Origin of the sequence: Pseudomonas hydrolytica (assembly GCF_021495345.1) — a bacterium.
Taxonomy (GTDB): domain Bacteria; phylum Pseudomonadota; class Gammaproteobacteria; order Pseudomonadales; family Pseudomonadaceae; genus Aquipseudomonas; species Aquipseudomonas hydrolytica.
Map to the genome: position 1 here is coordinate 4,785,908 of NZ_CP099397.1, position 14,086 is coordinate 4,799,993.

Consider the following 14,086-nt stretch of genomic DNA (forward strand, 5'->3'; position numbering starts at 1 on the left):
CAAAATGGCGCGAACCGTACAGGGCGTGTCGGCACCGCGACGGTGCCGCCAGCGAACGCCCTGATACGATCCGCTGCACGCATTGCCGAGAGGAGAGCCAGGATGAGCATGGAACGTCTCAGCCAGCAAGTGGACGCCTACGTCGCCTGGAAGCGCGAGCTGATGCGCGAGATCACCCGCTACCGCAGCTGGCTGGAGCACAACCGGCTCAATTCCGAAGCGGTGCAGGCCAAGCTCGAGCGCGCGCTGAAGATCCTGCGCACTGACCACATCACCCTGGCCTTCGTTGGCGAGTTCTCCCGCGGCAAGACCGAGCTGATCAACAGCCTGTTCTTCTCCGAGTACGGCCAGCGCATGCTGCCGTCGCACGCCGGGCGCACCACCATGTGCCCCACCGAGCTGTTCTTCGATCCGCGCTCGGAGCGCTCCTACATCCGCCTGCTGCCCATCGAGACGCGCACCGCCTCGGCCAGCGTCGCCCAGTTCAAGCGCATTCCCCGGCACTGGGTGAACATTCCCCTGGACACCAGCGACCCGGCCAACATGGCCCTGGCCTTCAGCCAGGTGGCCAAGACCAAGCCCATGCCGGTGGAGCAGGCGATCCAGCTCGGCTTCCACCCGGACATGCTCGAAGGCACCGGCAAGCGTGGCCAGGTGCTGGTGCCGGCCTGGCGTCACGCCATGGTCAACTTCGATCACCCGCTGCTGCGTCAGGGTCTGCGCATTCTCGACACGCCCGGCCTCAACGCGCTGGGCAGCGAGCCGGAGCTGACCCTGTCGATGCTGCCCAATGCTCAGGCGATCATCTTCCTGTTGGCCGCCGATACCGGCGTCACCGCCAGTGACATGAGCATCTGGCAGCAGCACATCCGCCAGCTCGACGAAGACACCCAGACCAGCCTGTTCGCCGTACTGAACAAGATCGACGTGCTGTGGGACGACCTGGCCGGCGAGACCTTCGTGCAGAACGCCATCGGCCAGATCCAGAGCGCCACCGCCAAGCAGTTGGGTATCGCCAAGCAGGACGTGCTGCCGCTGTCGGCCAAGCAGGCCTTGCTGGCCAAGGTGCGCAAGGACGAGGAGCTGCTGGCCCGCAGTCAGATGGCAAACCTGGAAACCCTGCTGTGCGACCGCATCGTCACCCAGAAGGAGCGCCTGATCGAAGATCAGGTGGTGCGCCAGGTCCTGGCCCTGCTCAACAACAGCCAGCACGTGCTGGGCCTGCGCCTGGAGAAGGTCAGCGAACAGCTCACCCTGCTCGGCAACCACCAGCAGGACAATGGCCAGCTGCTGTTCGAACTGACCGCCAAGACCAAGGAAGACCACAGCCGGCACCACAAACGCCTGCTCGGCCTGAAGACCAACCAGCGCCTGCTGCAGCGCCAGGGCCAGCTGCTGCGCCATGCCGCACGCCCCGAGCGCCTGGACGAGCACCTGGCCAATGTACGGCGCAATCTCACCGGCAGCTGGACTACCCTTGGCATCAATCAGGCCATCCTGCACTTCTTCCGCGCCGTGGAGCATGACCTGCACAGCCTCGAGCATGAAGCCGAGATGGCCAACCGCATGGTCGCCGCCATCTACCGCCGACATAACGAAGACAACCCGCTGGGTGGCATCGACGCGCCGCAGTTCAAGATCCAGCGCTACCAGCGTGAGCTGAAGAAGCTGCAGGTCAAGGGCGATCAGTTCCGCCTGCACGTGAAGACCCTGCTCACCGAACAGCGCAGCCTGACCCGGCGCTTCTTCGCCACCCTGGCCCAGGAAGTGATCGGTCTGCACCGGCGCCTGCGCCAGGATGCCGAGCAATGGGCCGCGGATGCGCTGATGCCGCTGATGCAGCACACCCTGGAACACAAGCAGATGCTGGAAAGCCACATGCTACGCCTCAAGGCCCTGGCCCAGGAGACCCAGCAGACACGCAAGCGCAGCCAGCAACTGGCGCGCTACAAGGAAGAGCTGGAGCTGCAGCTGGCCCAGGCCGCCGACATGCTGCGCATCCTGCGCCGGCCGGCGCCGGTACAGCGCCAGGGCAAGGTGGTCAGCCTGCCCTCGGCGATCGGCGCCCAGGTCGGCGGCGAATAGCCCACCCTGGCGCGAGGGGCGGGTCCAACCCGCCCTTGCGCTCGCCATGAGCTGCGCAGTTGCCAGCTCGCTTGCCGCTACCTGCGGTGCTCTTTAGACTGGCGCCCTCCTCCGATTCGTTAGCCACGTCCATGCCCACTGCCTTTCCCGAAGATTCCGTCGGCCTGGTCAGCCCCCAGGTATTTCGTTTCAGCGAACCGCTGGCGCTGGCCTGCGGGCGCAGCCTGGCCGAGTACGAACTGGTCGTCGAAACCTACGGCGAGCTGAATGCCGCGCGCAGCAATGCCGTGCTGATCTGCCACGCCCTGTCCGGCCATCATCATGCCGCCGGCTACCACAGCCCGGATGATCGCAAGCCCGGCTGGTGGGACAGCTGCATCGGCCCCGGCAAGCCCATCGACACCAACAAGTTCTTCGTCGTCAGCCTCAACAACCTCGGCGGCTGCAACGGCTCCACCGGCCCGAGCAGCGCCAACCCGGCTACCGGCAAGCCTTATGGCGCGGATTTCCCGGTGATGACCGTGGAAGACTGGGTGCACAGCCAGGCGCGCCTGGCCGATGTGCTCGGCATCGAGCAGTGGGCCGCGGTGATCGGCGGCAGCCTGGGCGGCATGCAGGCCCTGCAATGGAGCATCAGCTACCCCGAGCGCGTGCGTCACTGCCTGGCCATCGCCTCGGCGCCCAAGCTGTCGGCGCAGAACATCGCCTTCAACGAAGTGGCGCGCCAGGCGATTCTCACCGACCCGGAGTTCCACGGCGGACACTTCCAGGAACGCGGCGTGATCCCCAAGCGCGGGCTGATGCTGGCGCGCATGGTCGGCCATATCACCTACCTGTCCGACGATGCCATGGGCGAGAAATTCGGCCGCGGCCTGAAGAGCGAGAAGCTCAACTACGACTTCCACAGCGTCGAGTTCCAGGTGGAGAGTTACCTGCGCTACCAGGGCGAGGAGTTCTCCGGGCGCTTCGACGCCAACACCTACCTGCTGATGACCAAGGCGCTGGACTACTTCGACCCGGCCGCCGCCCACGACGGCGACCTGGCCAGGACCCTGGCCGTGGCCAAGGCGGACTTCTGCCTGATGTCCTTCACCACCGACTGGCGCTTCTCCCCCGCCCGCTCGCGGGAGATCGTCGATGCCCTGACGGCGGCGAAGAAGAACGTCTGCTACCTGGAGATCGACGCCCCCCAGGGCCACGACGCCTTCCTCATGCCGATCCCGCGCTACCTGCAGGCATTCGGCAGCTACATGAAGCGAATCGAGGTATGAGCATGCGAGCGGATCTGGACATCATCCAGGAATGGATCGCCCCGGGCAGCCGTGTGCTCGACCTGGGCTGCGGCGACGGCGAACTGCTCGCCTGGCTGCGCGACAACAAGCAGGTTTCCGGCTACGGCCTGGAAATCGACCCGGACAAGATCGCCCTGTGCATCGAGCGCGGCGTCAACGTCATCGAGCAGAACCTCGACCTGGGCCTGGGCAACTTCGCCAGCAACAGTTTCGACGTGGTGGTCATGACCCAGTCGCTGCAGGCGCTGCACTACCCGGACAAGGTGCTGGCCGAGATGCTGCGGGTCGGCAAGACCTGCATCATCACCTTCCCCAACTTCGGCCACTGGCGCTGCCGCTGGTACCTGACCACCAAGGGTCGCATGCCGGTGTCGGACTTCCTGCCCTACACCTGGTACAACACGCCGAACATCCACTTCTGCACCTTCGAGGACTTCGAGCGCCTGTGCCACGCCCAGGGCGCACGGATCGAGGAGCGCCTGGCGGTGGACCGCGATCACCGCCATGGCTGGGCCAGCCGCGCCTGGCCTAATCTATTGGGTGAGATCGGCATCTATCGCATCAGCGGAGCGGATCTCGCAGCCCACCGCGTCGCGGTCTGAACCTGACCGAGGAGAACCATCATGCGTCGCATCATCCCCTTTCTGATCGCCCTGTGCCTGGCCCTGCCGGCCGCCGCCGAACGCAAGCAGAGCTTCGGCGACCTCGATGTGCACTACAGCGTGTTCAATTCCAGCTTCCTGCAACCGGACATCGCCAGCGCCGCCGGCCTGGTGCGCAGCAAGACCCAGGGCGTGGTCAACGTCGCCGTGCTCAAGGCCGGCAAGGCCAGCACCGCGCAGGTCAGCGGCCAGGTGAAGAACCTGCTGGGGCAGAGCACCGCACTGACCTTCAGGCAGGTCACCGAGAGCGGCGCCATCTACTACCTGGCGCAGTTCCCCTTCTCCAGCCGCGAGATACTCAGCTTCACTCTCGACGTGCGCCAGGGCGACAACACGCACCGCATCACCTTCAATCAGGAAATGTTCCCGGATGACTGACTTCAAGGAACTGGTGCTGGCCAGCCATAACGGCGGCAAGCTCAAGGAACTGCAGGCCATGCTCGGCGACGCCGTGCGCGTGCGTTCGATCGGCGAATTCTCCAGCGTCGAGCCGGAGGAAACCGGCCTGTCGTTCGTCGAAAACGCCATCCTCAAGGCGCGCAATGCCGCACGCATCTCCGGGCTGCCGGCGCTGGCCGACGACTCCGGCCTGGCGGTGGATGCCCTCGGCGGCGCACCCGGCATCTACTCGGCGCGCTACGCCGATGGTCAGGGCGATGCGGCGAACAACGCCAAGCTGCTCGCGGCCCTGAAAGACGTACCGGATACCGAGCGCGGCGCGCAGTTCGTCTGCGCCCTGGCGCTGGTGCGCCACGCCGACGATCCGCTGCCGATCCTCTGCGAAGGTCTGTGGCACGGCAGCATCCTGCACGAGGCCCGTGGCGAGCACGGCTTCGGCTACGACCCGCTGTTCTGGGTGCCGGAAACCGGCTGCTCCAGCGCCGAACTGCCGGCCGAGCAGAAGAACCGCCTGAGCCACCGCGCCCGCGCCATGGCGCTGCTCAAACAGCGCCTGGGGCTGGCATGAGCGATACCGCTGGCGGGCGTTTCCTGCTCCCGCCCCTCGCGCTCTATATCCATATCCCCTGGTGCGTGCGCAAATGCCCCTACTGCGACTTCAACTCCCACGCCGCTGGGCCGACGCTGCCTGAAGAGGAATACGTCGACGCCCTGCTCGCCGACCTCGATGCCGACCTGCGGCACGTGCACGGCCGGACGCTGACGTCGATCTTCTTCGGCGGCGGCACCCCCAGCCTGTTCTCCGACCGCGCCCTGGGCCGTCTGCTGGAAGGCGTCGAACGGCGCGTGGCCTTCGCCCCGGATATCGAAATCACCCTGGAAGCCAACCCCGGCACCTTCGAACAGGCCAAGTTCAAGGGTTACCGGGCGCTGGGCATCAATCGCCTGTCCATCGGCGTGCAGAGTTTTCAGGAAGCCAAGCTCAAGGCGCTGGGGCGCATCCACGACGGCAACGAGGCCGTGCGGGCCGCCGATATGGCGCGCGCCGCCGGCTTCGACAACTTCAACCTCGACCTGATGCACGGCCTGCCCGAGCAGAGCATCGAGGACGCGCTGTTCGACCTGCGCACCGCCATCAGCCAGGGCCCGACGCACCTGTCCTGGTACCAGCTGACCATGGAGCCGAACACGGTGTTCTGGAGCCAGCCGCCGGTGCTGCCGGAAGACGATCTGCTATGGGACATCCAGGAGGCCGGCCAGGCCCTGCTGGCCGCCGAGGGTTACGCCCAGTACGAGGTGTCTGCCTATGCCCAGACGGGCAAGCAGGCGCGGCACAACCTCAACTACTGGACCTTCGGCGATTTTCTCGGCATCGGTGCCGGCGCCCATGCCAAGCTCAGCGCCCCCGACGGGCGCATCCTGCGCAGCTGGAAGACGCGCCTGCCCAAGGACTATCTGGACCCGGCCAAGGTCTTCCAGGCCGGCGAGCGCGTACTCGGCGCCGACGAACTGCCCTTCGAGTTCCTGATGAACGTGCTGCGCCTCACAGACGGCGTGCCGGCCCGCCTGTTCAGCGAGCGCACCGGCCTGCCGCTGGCCAGCCTGGACGCTGCCCGCGCCGAGGCCGAGGGACGCAAGCTGCTGCGCGCCGAGCCCGAACGGCTATGCGCCACCGCCGAAGGCCAGCTGTTTCTCAACGATCTGCTGCAACACTTCCTGCCCTGACATGCCATGGGCGAAGGGTGGCCAGACCCCACCCTTTGCCTCGAACATCTCGCCCGTTCGGCGATGATCCCGCCGAAACGCGCACCCGGCCGCAGCCTTGCGAAAACCCCTGTGACCGTCATCGCAGATTGCCATCTGCCCGCAACACGGCGACGTCTTTTTGATTAGCCTACCGCCCTCCTTGCCGACCGCCCTCCAGCCGTAGCGCTTTCGCCTTGCATCGGATGCCGCTGCGCATTTGCCATGGAACTGCCATACCACCATGCCGATCCTCTCCCGACTACTCAGGACGCTGTGCTGCGCCGCCCTGCTGCTGGTGCTCGCAGGCCAGGCCCACGCCACAGCGGTGCAGCCCGGCCGGAGCGAAGAGAGCTGGACCGTCAACATGCAGAGCGCGGACATCCGCGATTTCATCGAGCAGATCTCCAGCATCAGCGGCCAGACCTTCATCATCGACCCGCGGGTCAAGGGCCAGGTCACGGTGATCGCCCAGGAGCCCATGGGCCTGGCCGAGCTGTACAAGCTGTTTCTCTCGGTGATGACCACCCACGGCTTTGCCGTCATGCCGCAAGGCGACCAGCTCAGCATCATGCCCAATGCCGAGGCCAGAAGCAGCGCCGGCAGCCAGGGCAACCTGGAAACCCGCGTGCTGCAGGTACAGCACGGCGCCGCCAATGACCTGCTGCCGATGATCCGCCCGCTGGTGGCCAACCACGGCCACCTGGCCGCGGTGCCCTCGTCCAACAGCCTGATCATCAGCGACGCGCCCGCCAACATCGAACGCATCGGCGACCTGATTCGCCAGCTGGACGACCGCAGCCAGGACAACTTCAGCGTCTACGAGCTCAAGCACGCCTGGGTCAGCGATCTGGCGAACCTGCTCGGCGCCTCGCTGCAGAACGCCCAGGCCGGTGGCGCCCAGGTCATCGCCGACCCGCGCAGCAACCGCCTGCTGCTGCTCGGCCCTCGCGAAGCGCGACTGCGCCTGCTGAAGCTGGCGCAAAGCCTCGACACGCCCAGCTCGCGCTCGGCCAACACGCGGGTGATACGCCTGCGCCATGCCGACGCCAAGCAGCTGGCCGAGACCCTGGGCGATTTCGGCGACAACCTGAGCCAGAGCCAGGGCAACCAGAGTTCGACGCCCCTGAAACTGATGATCCGCGCCGACCAGAGCCTCAACGCCATCGTCATCATGGCCGAAGCCGACATGGTCAGCCTGTTCGAGGATCTGGTGCGCCAGCTGGATGCGCCGCGCGCGCAGGTACTGGTGGAAGCCGCCATCGTCGAGATGTCCGGCGACATCAACGACGCGCTGGGCGTGCAGTGGGCCATCGACGGCCGCCACAACGCCCTGGGCGGGGTCAATTTCAGCAACACCGGACTGTCCATCGGCACCCTGCTCGGCGCCATCGCCCGCGACGAGACCGCCGAGCTGGCCAAGACGCTGCCCAACGGAGCGATCTTCGGCCTGGGCAATGACAACTTCGGCATGCTGATCACCGCCCTGTCAGCCACCGGCAAGAGCAATCTGCTGTCCACGCCGACACTGCTGACCCTGGACAATCAGCCGGCGGAGATTCTGGTCGGGCAGAACGTGCCGTTCCAGACCGGCTCCTACACCACCGACGCGTCGGGCGCGGGCAATCCCTTCACCACCATCGAGCGCAAGGACATCGGCGTCACCCTCAAGGTCACGCCGCATATCAACGACGGCGCCACGCTGCGCCTGGTGATCGAGCAGGAAATCTCCTCCATCGCTCCCAGCACCGGCCTCAATGCCCAGGCGGTGGATCTGGTCACCAACAAGCGCTCGATCAAGAGCACCGTGCTGGCCGATGACGGCCAGGTGATCGTGCTCGGCGGCCTGATTCAGGACGACACCTCGGCCAGCGCGAGCAAGGTTCCCCTGCTGGGCGACATCCCGGGCGTCGGCCGGCTGTTCCGCTCGACCCGCGACGCACGGCAGAAACGCAACCTGATGGTCTTCCTGCGTCCGAGTGTGGCGCGCGACGGCGTAGGCCTGGCCAACCTGAGCCTCGGCAAGTACCGCGACCTGCGCCTGCTCGGCCAGGCCAGCGGCTACCACCACCTGCCGCCGCAGGCCCACGATCTGTTCAGCCAGGACGCGGCCACGCCCGTCACCGATCTGCGCCAGCCCCAGCTCCAGCCTGCGCAACCACAGCCACAGCCACAACGCAGCCTGATCGAGACGCCCAGGCCGGTCGATCCGGCCAGTCTGGGCGATGGTCAGGGCGGCGACGTCGCGACGGCGCGGGCCCACGAGCGCTATACCATTCGCCTGATCGAAGGCGAAAGCCAGGCGTTCATGCAGGCCCTGCTCGGCCGTCATCCCGACCAGCCGCTGCGCCTGCAGCAGCACGAAAGCGGCACTCGCTACGCCCTGCTCTATGGCAGCTATCCGAACCGCGAGCTGGCCCTCAAGGCGCTGGCTCACCTGCCCGAGCAACTGCCCAGCCGCACGGCTGCGGCAATCCCCGAGTAGGCACAAGGTGCACGGCAGGCGCGGTGAAGCTCCGCCTGGCTGCCAAGCAGACTTGCCTCGGCCGTGCCAAGCCGCCCGCCCAACTCACAAACGAGACGCAATACACCCTGCGGGTGAGACAAGCGTCCAAGTTAGCGCCCACGCCTCGCGCCGCTCGGCCTGGCTGTGAAGTGCATAGCGAATTTCTGGCACCCGCGTACCTAGACTGCCCCCTTTCGCCTTACCAGAGGAAGGAGAAGTGGCATGTCAAAACGCTGGATAACCGCCGTGGTCGCCACGGCAATCGTGGGCGGCACCCTGGGATTCGTACTGTCGGAGACCGCGCAGCCGAAAGGCGATACGGCGCAGCAGAAACCGGCCGGCTCGCCGGCTGCTCCCGCGGCCCCCGCCATCGCAGCCGCCGCTGCGCCTGTCACGCCGCCGGCCGCTGAGCGCACGCTGCAGGCGCAACCGATCGCCAGCGAACCGGCGGCGGCGCAGATGACGCTGTGGGACGCCGGATCGCTGCAGGAAGAGGAAACGGACGGCATTACCCGCCACCTCACCCATGTCGATCCGCAGCAGCTCGCAACCCTGCATACCGGCCAGGTCGTGTCCCTGGCCCTGCCGGGGCGGCAGCACCCCGTGCGCGCGAGCCTCAGCGATACCCGCAATACCGCCGGCAGCGCCGTCTGGCATGGCGCCCTGCTCGACGGCGAGGCCATGGAAAGCATGACCCTGGTGCGCGGCAAGCTGGAAACCCACATCACCCTGGCCACCGTGGACGGCAGCCTGTCGATCATCGTCGACAACGCCACCGGCAAGACCGTGATCACCGACGAAAACCAGCTGGTCCTGCGCGCCGATCCCAACGATCACCTGCATTACGACCATAAAGAGCTGCCCCCGCTGCCGCCGCCCGCCCAGGGCTGATGCACCTCTCTTACCCCCCAGCACAAGGACTGCAGACATGAAGAACGTGCAATGGTTATCCGCCCTGGCACTGGCGCTGGCCGCCCACCACGCCCAGGCCAACCCCGAGACCGTCGATATCATGGTGCTCTACACCAAGGACGCCCAGGCGCTGCCCAACGGCCGCGACATCGACGCACGCATCGCCAGCTACATCGAGTACACCAACAACGCCTACGCCAAGAGCGGGGTCAACCTGCGCCTGCGTCTGGTTCACAAGCAGCTGCTGGACTGGGCCGACTACTACGACGTGTCCTCGGCCAACCTCAACAAGTTCACCTACGATACCCGCGTGCAGCGTCTGCGCGAGCAGTACGGCGCGGACCTGGTGCAACTGATCAACCGCACCACCCAGGGGCAGGGCTACGGCGTCTGCGGCATCGCCTGGATGGGAACCGGGCCGAAGAACAGCGACCGCTTCAACAGCGGCGCCAAGGAGATGGCCTACGGCCTGACCGGGGTCGACTGCAGCCTCAGCACCTTCGCTCACGAGGCCGGCCACAACATGGGCCTGCGCCACTCCTACGAACAGGACATGCAGGAAGGCTACTACAACACCAACGGCCACAACGGTACGCATGAATGGAGCCGTGGCTACGGCGTGCAGGGCCAGTTCAGCACCATCATGGCCTACCCCCAGGTGTTCGGCGCACGCCGCCAGGCACCGGTGTTCTCCAACCCGCGCCTGCGCGACAGCGAATGTGCCAACCAGGCCTGCGGCCAGAACGAGCATGCCGATGCGGTACGTGCCCTGAACGCCATGGCCGGCCAGATCGCGGCATTCCGCCCGACACTGGTGCCCGTCACCGGCAACCCGGGAACCACCAACCCCGGTACGCCACCGACCGAACTGCCCTGGTGCAGCAAGCCGGCGCTGAAGGGGCTGGTGCGCAATGGCGAGTTCACCACCAGCGACGACTGGCGCGCGCTTTTCGGCCAATCCGACCTGAGTCTGGTCAACGTGGCCCTGAACTGCCGCGACAACGCCCTGCAGATGGACGCGCGCGGCTTCGACATCCTGGCCACCCCGGTCAGCGGCCTGCGTGACGGCGTGCAGTACCGGCTCAGGGCCAACAGCATGCTCAAGGCCCGCAACAGCCGCGAGAACGTGCGACTGGCGATCCTGCAGGAGGGTCTCGACGGCCGCCTGACCTACAGCTCGGAGCAGTCGGCCAGCCTGTCCGTCAGCGGCAACGAATTCAGCCGCCTGGAAAAGACCTTCACCTACCGGACGCCGGCCAACGCACGCAATCTCTATGTGGCGGTGTGGAGCGACAGCGGCAGCAGCCTGCTGATCGATGAGGTGGAGCTGCAGGAGATCCAGAGCAGCACGCCGCCAGCGGCGCCCGCGCAGTTCGGCTGGAACTTCGAAAGCGGCATCGGCGGCTGGTCCGGCTACCACGGCAGCGCGCGCGTCAGCACCTACGCCAGCAGCGGTCGTCAGGCGCTGGAAGCCTATCAGCGCGAGTACGAAGGTTCCGGCGCCAGCGTCAGCCTGCTCGGCAACCTGGAGGCCGGCAAGCGCTATCGCATCGAGGCGGACCTGAGCATCGGTCGCAGCACCTCGGTCAGCGCCGTCGCCTACGCCTATCTGTATGTCGAGGACAGCAACGGTCGCGGTCAGTATCTGCCGCTCGGTCAGCGCAACACCCGCGGCGGCAGCTGGAGCAAGCTGCAGCATGAAGTGCAGCTGCCCGCCGGTCCCCTGCGCCGTGCCGAGCTGTTGCTGCTTGGCACGCAACGCAGTCAGTCGCTGTTCATCGACAACGTCAGCGTAACCCGGCTGTAAGCCAGCGCGCCCATGGCCCCAGCGGCCATGGGCGCGCCAACGAGGAACGGTCATGGCACCCGCCAACTCCGGCGCAGTGCGCCACCTGCCGGCCGGCCTCTGCCTGCTGGCACTCCTGGCCTGCAGCCTCAGCCTGAGCTACCAGGCCGCGCAGCTGTGGCGGTTGCTGCAGGAACCGCCCGCCTACACCCAGGCGCCACCGCCAACGCCGCCGCGCGTGGCGGATCGGCAACGGCTGGCCATGCTGTTTCCCGCCCCGCTGCCCGGTCATGCCGGCCCCGCGCCGGCCACTTCCCTGCAGCTGACCCTGGTCGCCGTGTTCGGCAACCCCGAGCAGCAGCGCTCCAGCGCCATCATCCGCCCGCACGGGCAGACCGCGCGGCGCGTTGCGGTCGGCGCCGAGATTGCGCCCGGCATCAAGCTGCACAGCGTCGGCTCGCACTACATCACCCTCGACCGCCACGGCCGTCGGGAGAGTCTGCATTTTCCGGTGAACAACCATCGGCCGCTGATGCCCGCCGCAGACGCACGCGGCCAGGCGCTGGCGCCGCAACCTGAGCCCGTGACAAGCCTGGCGGGCCGTTGATGTCCAACCCGCCCGATAGCGTCCCGCGACGCCGCACACAGGCCGGTGCGAATCCGGTAGTCTATGGCGCCGAAACCTGCGCCGTCAGGGTTCGCGGCCCCGCGCGAAGCGCGCGCTGGCGTCTCGCTGCCCGCCGTTGCCTGCCAGCCACGTCGTGTCCCGGCAGCGGCTTACTGCGAAGAGACGGCCAAGGTCGTGCAACCGGCCAACCTGCCGCGCGGCCGGTTCTGCCCGGCGTCAACAAGGAGCCTCAATGGATTTGCTACTGGACCTGATCGTCACCCTGTCGCGCTGGAGCCGCAGCCACCTCAGCGACATCTCTCTGGCCATCATGGCCACTCTGCTGGTGCTGTTCGGGCCGGCCATCAACGCCTGGGTCCAGCGCACCATTGGCAATCTCAACTTCGTCCTGCGCACCCTGCTGTTCGTGGTGTTCTGCGCAGTCGGCTACGGTCTGGCGATCGTCTTTCTCACCCCCTGGCTGGCCAAGGGCCTGGCGCACTTCAACAACTTCACCCTGGCACCGGTGCTGATCCTGATCTTCGTGGTGATCGGCATCATGGCCGACCGCAACTAAGAAGTGCGCTCCATGGGGTGCGCCGTGCGCACCACCTACCGAGTTGCCGGGGAGCGCAAGTGGTGGTGCCAACCATGTCCAACACCGCCATAAAAAACGCCGCGCTCCGGTAAAGGAGGCGCGGCGTTTCGCTTGTACCAGCGGCCATTGGCCGCGTGACTCAGTTGCCTTCGCGGCGCAGCGCCTGCGGCGTGAAGTCGCGAGGGCTCAGCCTGGCGTCGAAGTCGTACATCTTCTCGTTGTTGTCCAGGCCATCGGCGAAGTAGCGGCCGCCCTTGAGGTCGTAGATGGTCTCCAGGGTCGAGCCGAACATCGGCACCTCGTAGTAGCTGATCGGGTGGGCCTCCTGCAGGCCGATCAGCGCACCGCTGCGGTCATACAGGTCGACGGCGAGGATCTGCCAGCTGTCCTCGTCCAGGTAGAAGCGGCGCTTGGCGTACGGGTGGCTGAAGCCGGTACGCAGGTCCGCCTCCACGACCCAGACGCGGTGCAGCTCGTAGCGCAGCAACTCGGGGTTGATGTGCTTGGCCTGCAGGATGTCGGCATAGGGGATGCCCTTCTGGTGCACGGCGTAGCTGTTGTACGGCACCAGCATCTCGCGCTTGCCCAGAAGCTTCCATTCGTAGCGATCCGGCGCGCCGTTGTAGGAGTCCACCTGGTCGGCGGTGGCCATGCCGTTGGTATCGGGCTGCAGGGTGTCGTAGGCGAGCATCGGCAGGCGGCGCACGCGACGCTCGCCGCGGTTGAAGCGCCAGGCCTTGCGGATCGCCAGCACCTGATCGAGGGTTTCCTGCACCACCAGGGCCGAGCCGGCCAGCTTGGCCGGCGCCACCACCTTGTACTTGTAGTGGAACAGGGTGTTGTCCAGATCCTGCGGGGCTATGCCTTCGCGGCCGTAGACGAAGTAGATGTCGCGCTCGAGCTTGAGCAGGTTGTAGCTGCCGTTGCTGAGCACCGCCGCCTGATTGGTGGCCATGCTGATCTGGTCGCCGCGGTAACGCATGACATGGTTCCAGATCGCTTCCTGACCGTCCGCCGGCAGCGGGAAGGGTATGCCGGAAGCCGCGCCCTGAACGCCATTGCCGCCGGAGATCAGCTCGGCATTCAGCGCATTGAAGCGGGTAGCGTCGTAGATGCGCTGCGGCGCCGCGGCGCTGCGGCGGGTGGGGAACACGCGCAGGTAGTAGCTGGGGTTCTGCTGCAGCAGGGCCTTGAGGCCAAGCGGCAGCTGCTGTTCGTACTGCGCCAGGTTCTGCCCGTCGACGCGATACAACGGCCGATCATCGGCATAGGGATCCGGGTGATGCATGCCGGGCTGGTAACTGGCAGGCGGCGTGGCCAGGCCTCCGGTCCAGGCGGGAATGGTGCCACTGGCATTACCGGCGCGCTCGCCGCCGAGTGGCGTCAGGTCCTGGCCCAGGCGCGCGGCCTGGCTGGCGTCGACCTTGGCCTGGGCCTGGAAGGCCAGGGCAGTCAGCAGGACGATGGATACCGATCTCAACACAATGCTCTCCTCG

General features: G+C 66.7%; 12 protein-coding genes. 11 read left to right on the forward strand and 1 reads right to left on the reverse strand.

All coding sequences use genetic code 11. The annotated features are described in order from the left end of the window. The first annotated feature begins 102 nt into the window (after positions 1-102). The 11 genes from L1F06_RS22515 to L1F06_RS22565 all read left to right on the forward strand — a co-directional run bounded on the left by L1F06_RS22515 (position 103) and on the right by L1F06_RS22565 (position 12,569). The gene (locus L1F06_RS22515) at positions 103-2,085 is read left to right on the forward strand and encodes a dynamin family protein (protein ID WP_004373774.1); all 1,983 of its coding nucleotides are present in this window, start codon (positions 103-105) and stop codon (positions 2,083-2,085) included. Between the two features lie 131 nt (positions 2,086-2,216). Next, complete coding sequence (metX, locus tag L1F06_RS22520; protein ID WP_004373776.1) at positions 2,217-3,356, forward strand: homoserine O-succinyltransferase MetX; 1,140 nt, start codon at positions 2,217-2,219, stop codon at positions 3,354-3,356. 2 nt (positions 3,357-3,358) lie between these two features. Then, entirely contained in the window at positions 3,359-3,979 is a 621-nt protein-coding gene (gene metW, locus L1F06_RS22525) for a methionine biosynthesis protein MetW (RefSeq protein WP_012019970.1), read from the forward strand. Between the two features lie 21 nt (positions 3,980-4,000). Next, on the forward strand, positions 4,001-4,417 hold the full coding sequence (locus L1F06_RS22530; RefSeq protein ID WP_004373780.1) for a DUF4426 domain-containing protein: 417 nt from the start codon (positions 4,001-4,003) through the stop codon (positions 4,415-4,417). Then, positions 4,410-5,006, forward strand: a complete 597-nt coding sequence (gene rdgB, locus L1F06_RS22535; protein WP_129482509.1) for an RdgB/HAM1 family non-canonical purine NTP pyrophosphatase — start codon at positions 4,410-4,412, stop codon at positions 5,004-5,006. Before L1F06_RS22530 ends, rdgB begins: the two co-directional genes overlap by 8 nt. Next, positions 5,003-6,163, forward strand: coding sequence for a radical SAM family heme chaperone HemW (hemW, locus tag L1F06_RS22540; protein ID WP_129482508.1), 1,161 nt, complete (start codon positions 5,003-5,005; stop codon positions 6,161-6,163). The genes rdgB and hemW overlap by 4 nt, the downstream gene beginning before the upstream one ends. A gap of 262 nt (positions 6,164-6,425) precedes the next feature. Next, positions 6,426-8,666 carry a type II secretion system secretin GspD gene (gspD, locus tag L1F06_RS22545; RefSeq protein ID WP_177491115.1) on the forward strand — a complete coding sequence of 747 codons (2,241 nt, stop codon included), beginning with the start codon at positions 6,426-6,428 and terminating at the stop codon, positions 8,664-8,666. 243 nt (positions 8,667-8,909) lie between these two features. Then, the gene (gene bamI, locus L1F06_RS22550) at positions 8,910-9,578 is read left to right on the forward strand and encodes a biofilm-associated metzincin protease inhibitor BamI (RefSeq protein WP_129482507.1); all 669 of its coding nucleotides are present in this window, start codon (positions 8,910-8,912) and stop codon (positions 9,576-9,578) included. Positions 9,579-9,615: 37 nt separating this feature from the next. Next, complete coding sequence (gene mep72 / locus L1F06_RS22555; RefSeq protein WP_012019975.1) at positions 9,616-11,406, forward strand: biofilm-associated metzincin protease Mep72; 1,791 nt, start codon at positions 9,616-9,618, stop codon at positions 11,404-11,406. 52 nt (positions 11,407-11,458) lie between these two features. After that, positions 11,459-11,992 (forward strand): type II secretion system protein N, encoded by a 534-nt coding sequence (locus tag L1F06_RS22560; protein ID WP_012019976.1) that lies wholly within the window; start codon positions 11,459-11,461, stop codon positions 11,990-11,992. 253 nt (positions 11,993-12,245) lie between these two features. After that, positions 12,246-12,569: a DUF3392 domain-containing protein gene (locus L1F06_RS22565; protein WP_004373808.1), complete on the forward strand. Its 324-nt coding sequence runs from the start codon at positions 12,246-12,248 to the stop codon at positions 12,567-12,569. Between the two features lie 160 nt (positions 12,570-12,729). Here the strand turns inward: L1F06_RS22565 and L1F06_RS22570 are convergent, their stop codons facing one another. Further along, positions 12,730-14,073 carry a DUF1329 domain-containing protein gene (locus L1F06_RS22570; protein WP_012019977.1) on the reverse strand — a complete coding sequence of 448 codons (1,344 nt, stop codon included), beginning with the start codon at positions 14,071-14,073 and terminating at the stop codon, positions 12,730-12,732. Positions 14,074-14,086 lie beyond the last annotated feature (13 nt).

Bases quoted from the DNA above. Each gene is read 5' to 3' on its own strand.
- L1F06_RS22515 (WP_004373774.1), top strand. From the start codon at position 103: ATGAGCATGGAACGTCTCAGCCAGCAAGTGGACGCCTACGTCGCCTGG.
- metX (WP_004373776.1), top strand. From the start codon at position 2,217: ATGCCCACTGCCTTTCCCGAAGATTCCGTCGGCCTGGTCAGCCCCCAG.
- metW (WP_012019970.1), top strand. From the start codon at position 3,359: ATGCGAGCGGATCTGGACATCATCCAGGAATGGATCGCCCCGGGCAGC.
- L1F06_RS22530 (WP_004373780.1), top strand. From the start codon at position 4,001: ATGCGTCGCATCATCCCCTTTCTGATCGCCCTGTGCCTGGCCCTGCCG.
- rdgB (WP_129482509.1), top strand. From the start codon at position 4,410: ATGACTGACTTCAAGGAACTGGTGCTGGCCAGCCATAACGGCGGCAAG.
- hemW (WP_129482508.1), top strand. From the start codon at position 5,003: ATGAGCGATACCGCTGGCGGGCGTTTCCTGCTCCCGCCCCTCGCGCTC.
- gspD (WP_177491115.1), top strand. From the start codon at position 6,426: ATGCCGATCCTCTCCCGACTACTCAGGACGCTGTGCTGCGCCGCCCTG.
- bamI (WP_129482507.1), top strand. From the start codon at position 8,910: ATGTCAAAACGCTGGATAACCGCCGTGGTCGCCACGGCAATCGTGGGC.
- mep72 (WP_012019975.1), top strand. From the start codon at position 9,616: ATGAAGAACGTGCAATGGTTATCCGCCCTGGCACTGGCGCTGGCCGCC.
- L1F06_RS22560 (WP_012019976.1), top strand. From the start codon at position 11,459: ATGGCACCCGCCAACTCCGGCGCAGTGCGCCACCTGCCGGCCGGCCTC.
- L1F06_RS22565 (WP_004373808.1), top strand. From the start codon at position 12,246: ATGGATTTGCTACTGGACCTGATCGTCACCCTGTCGCGCTGGAGCCGC.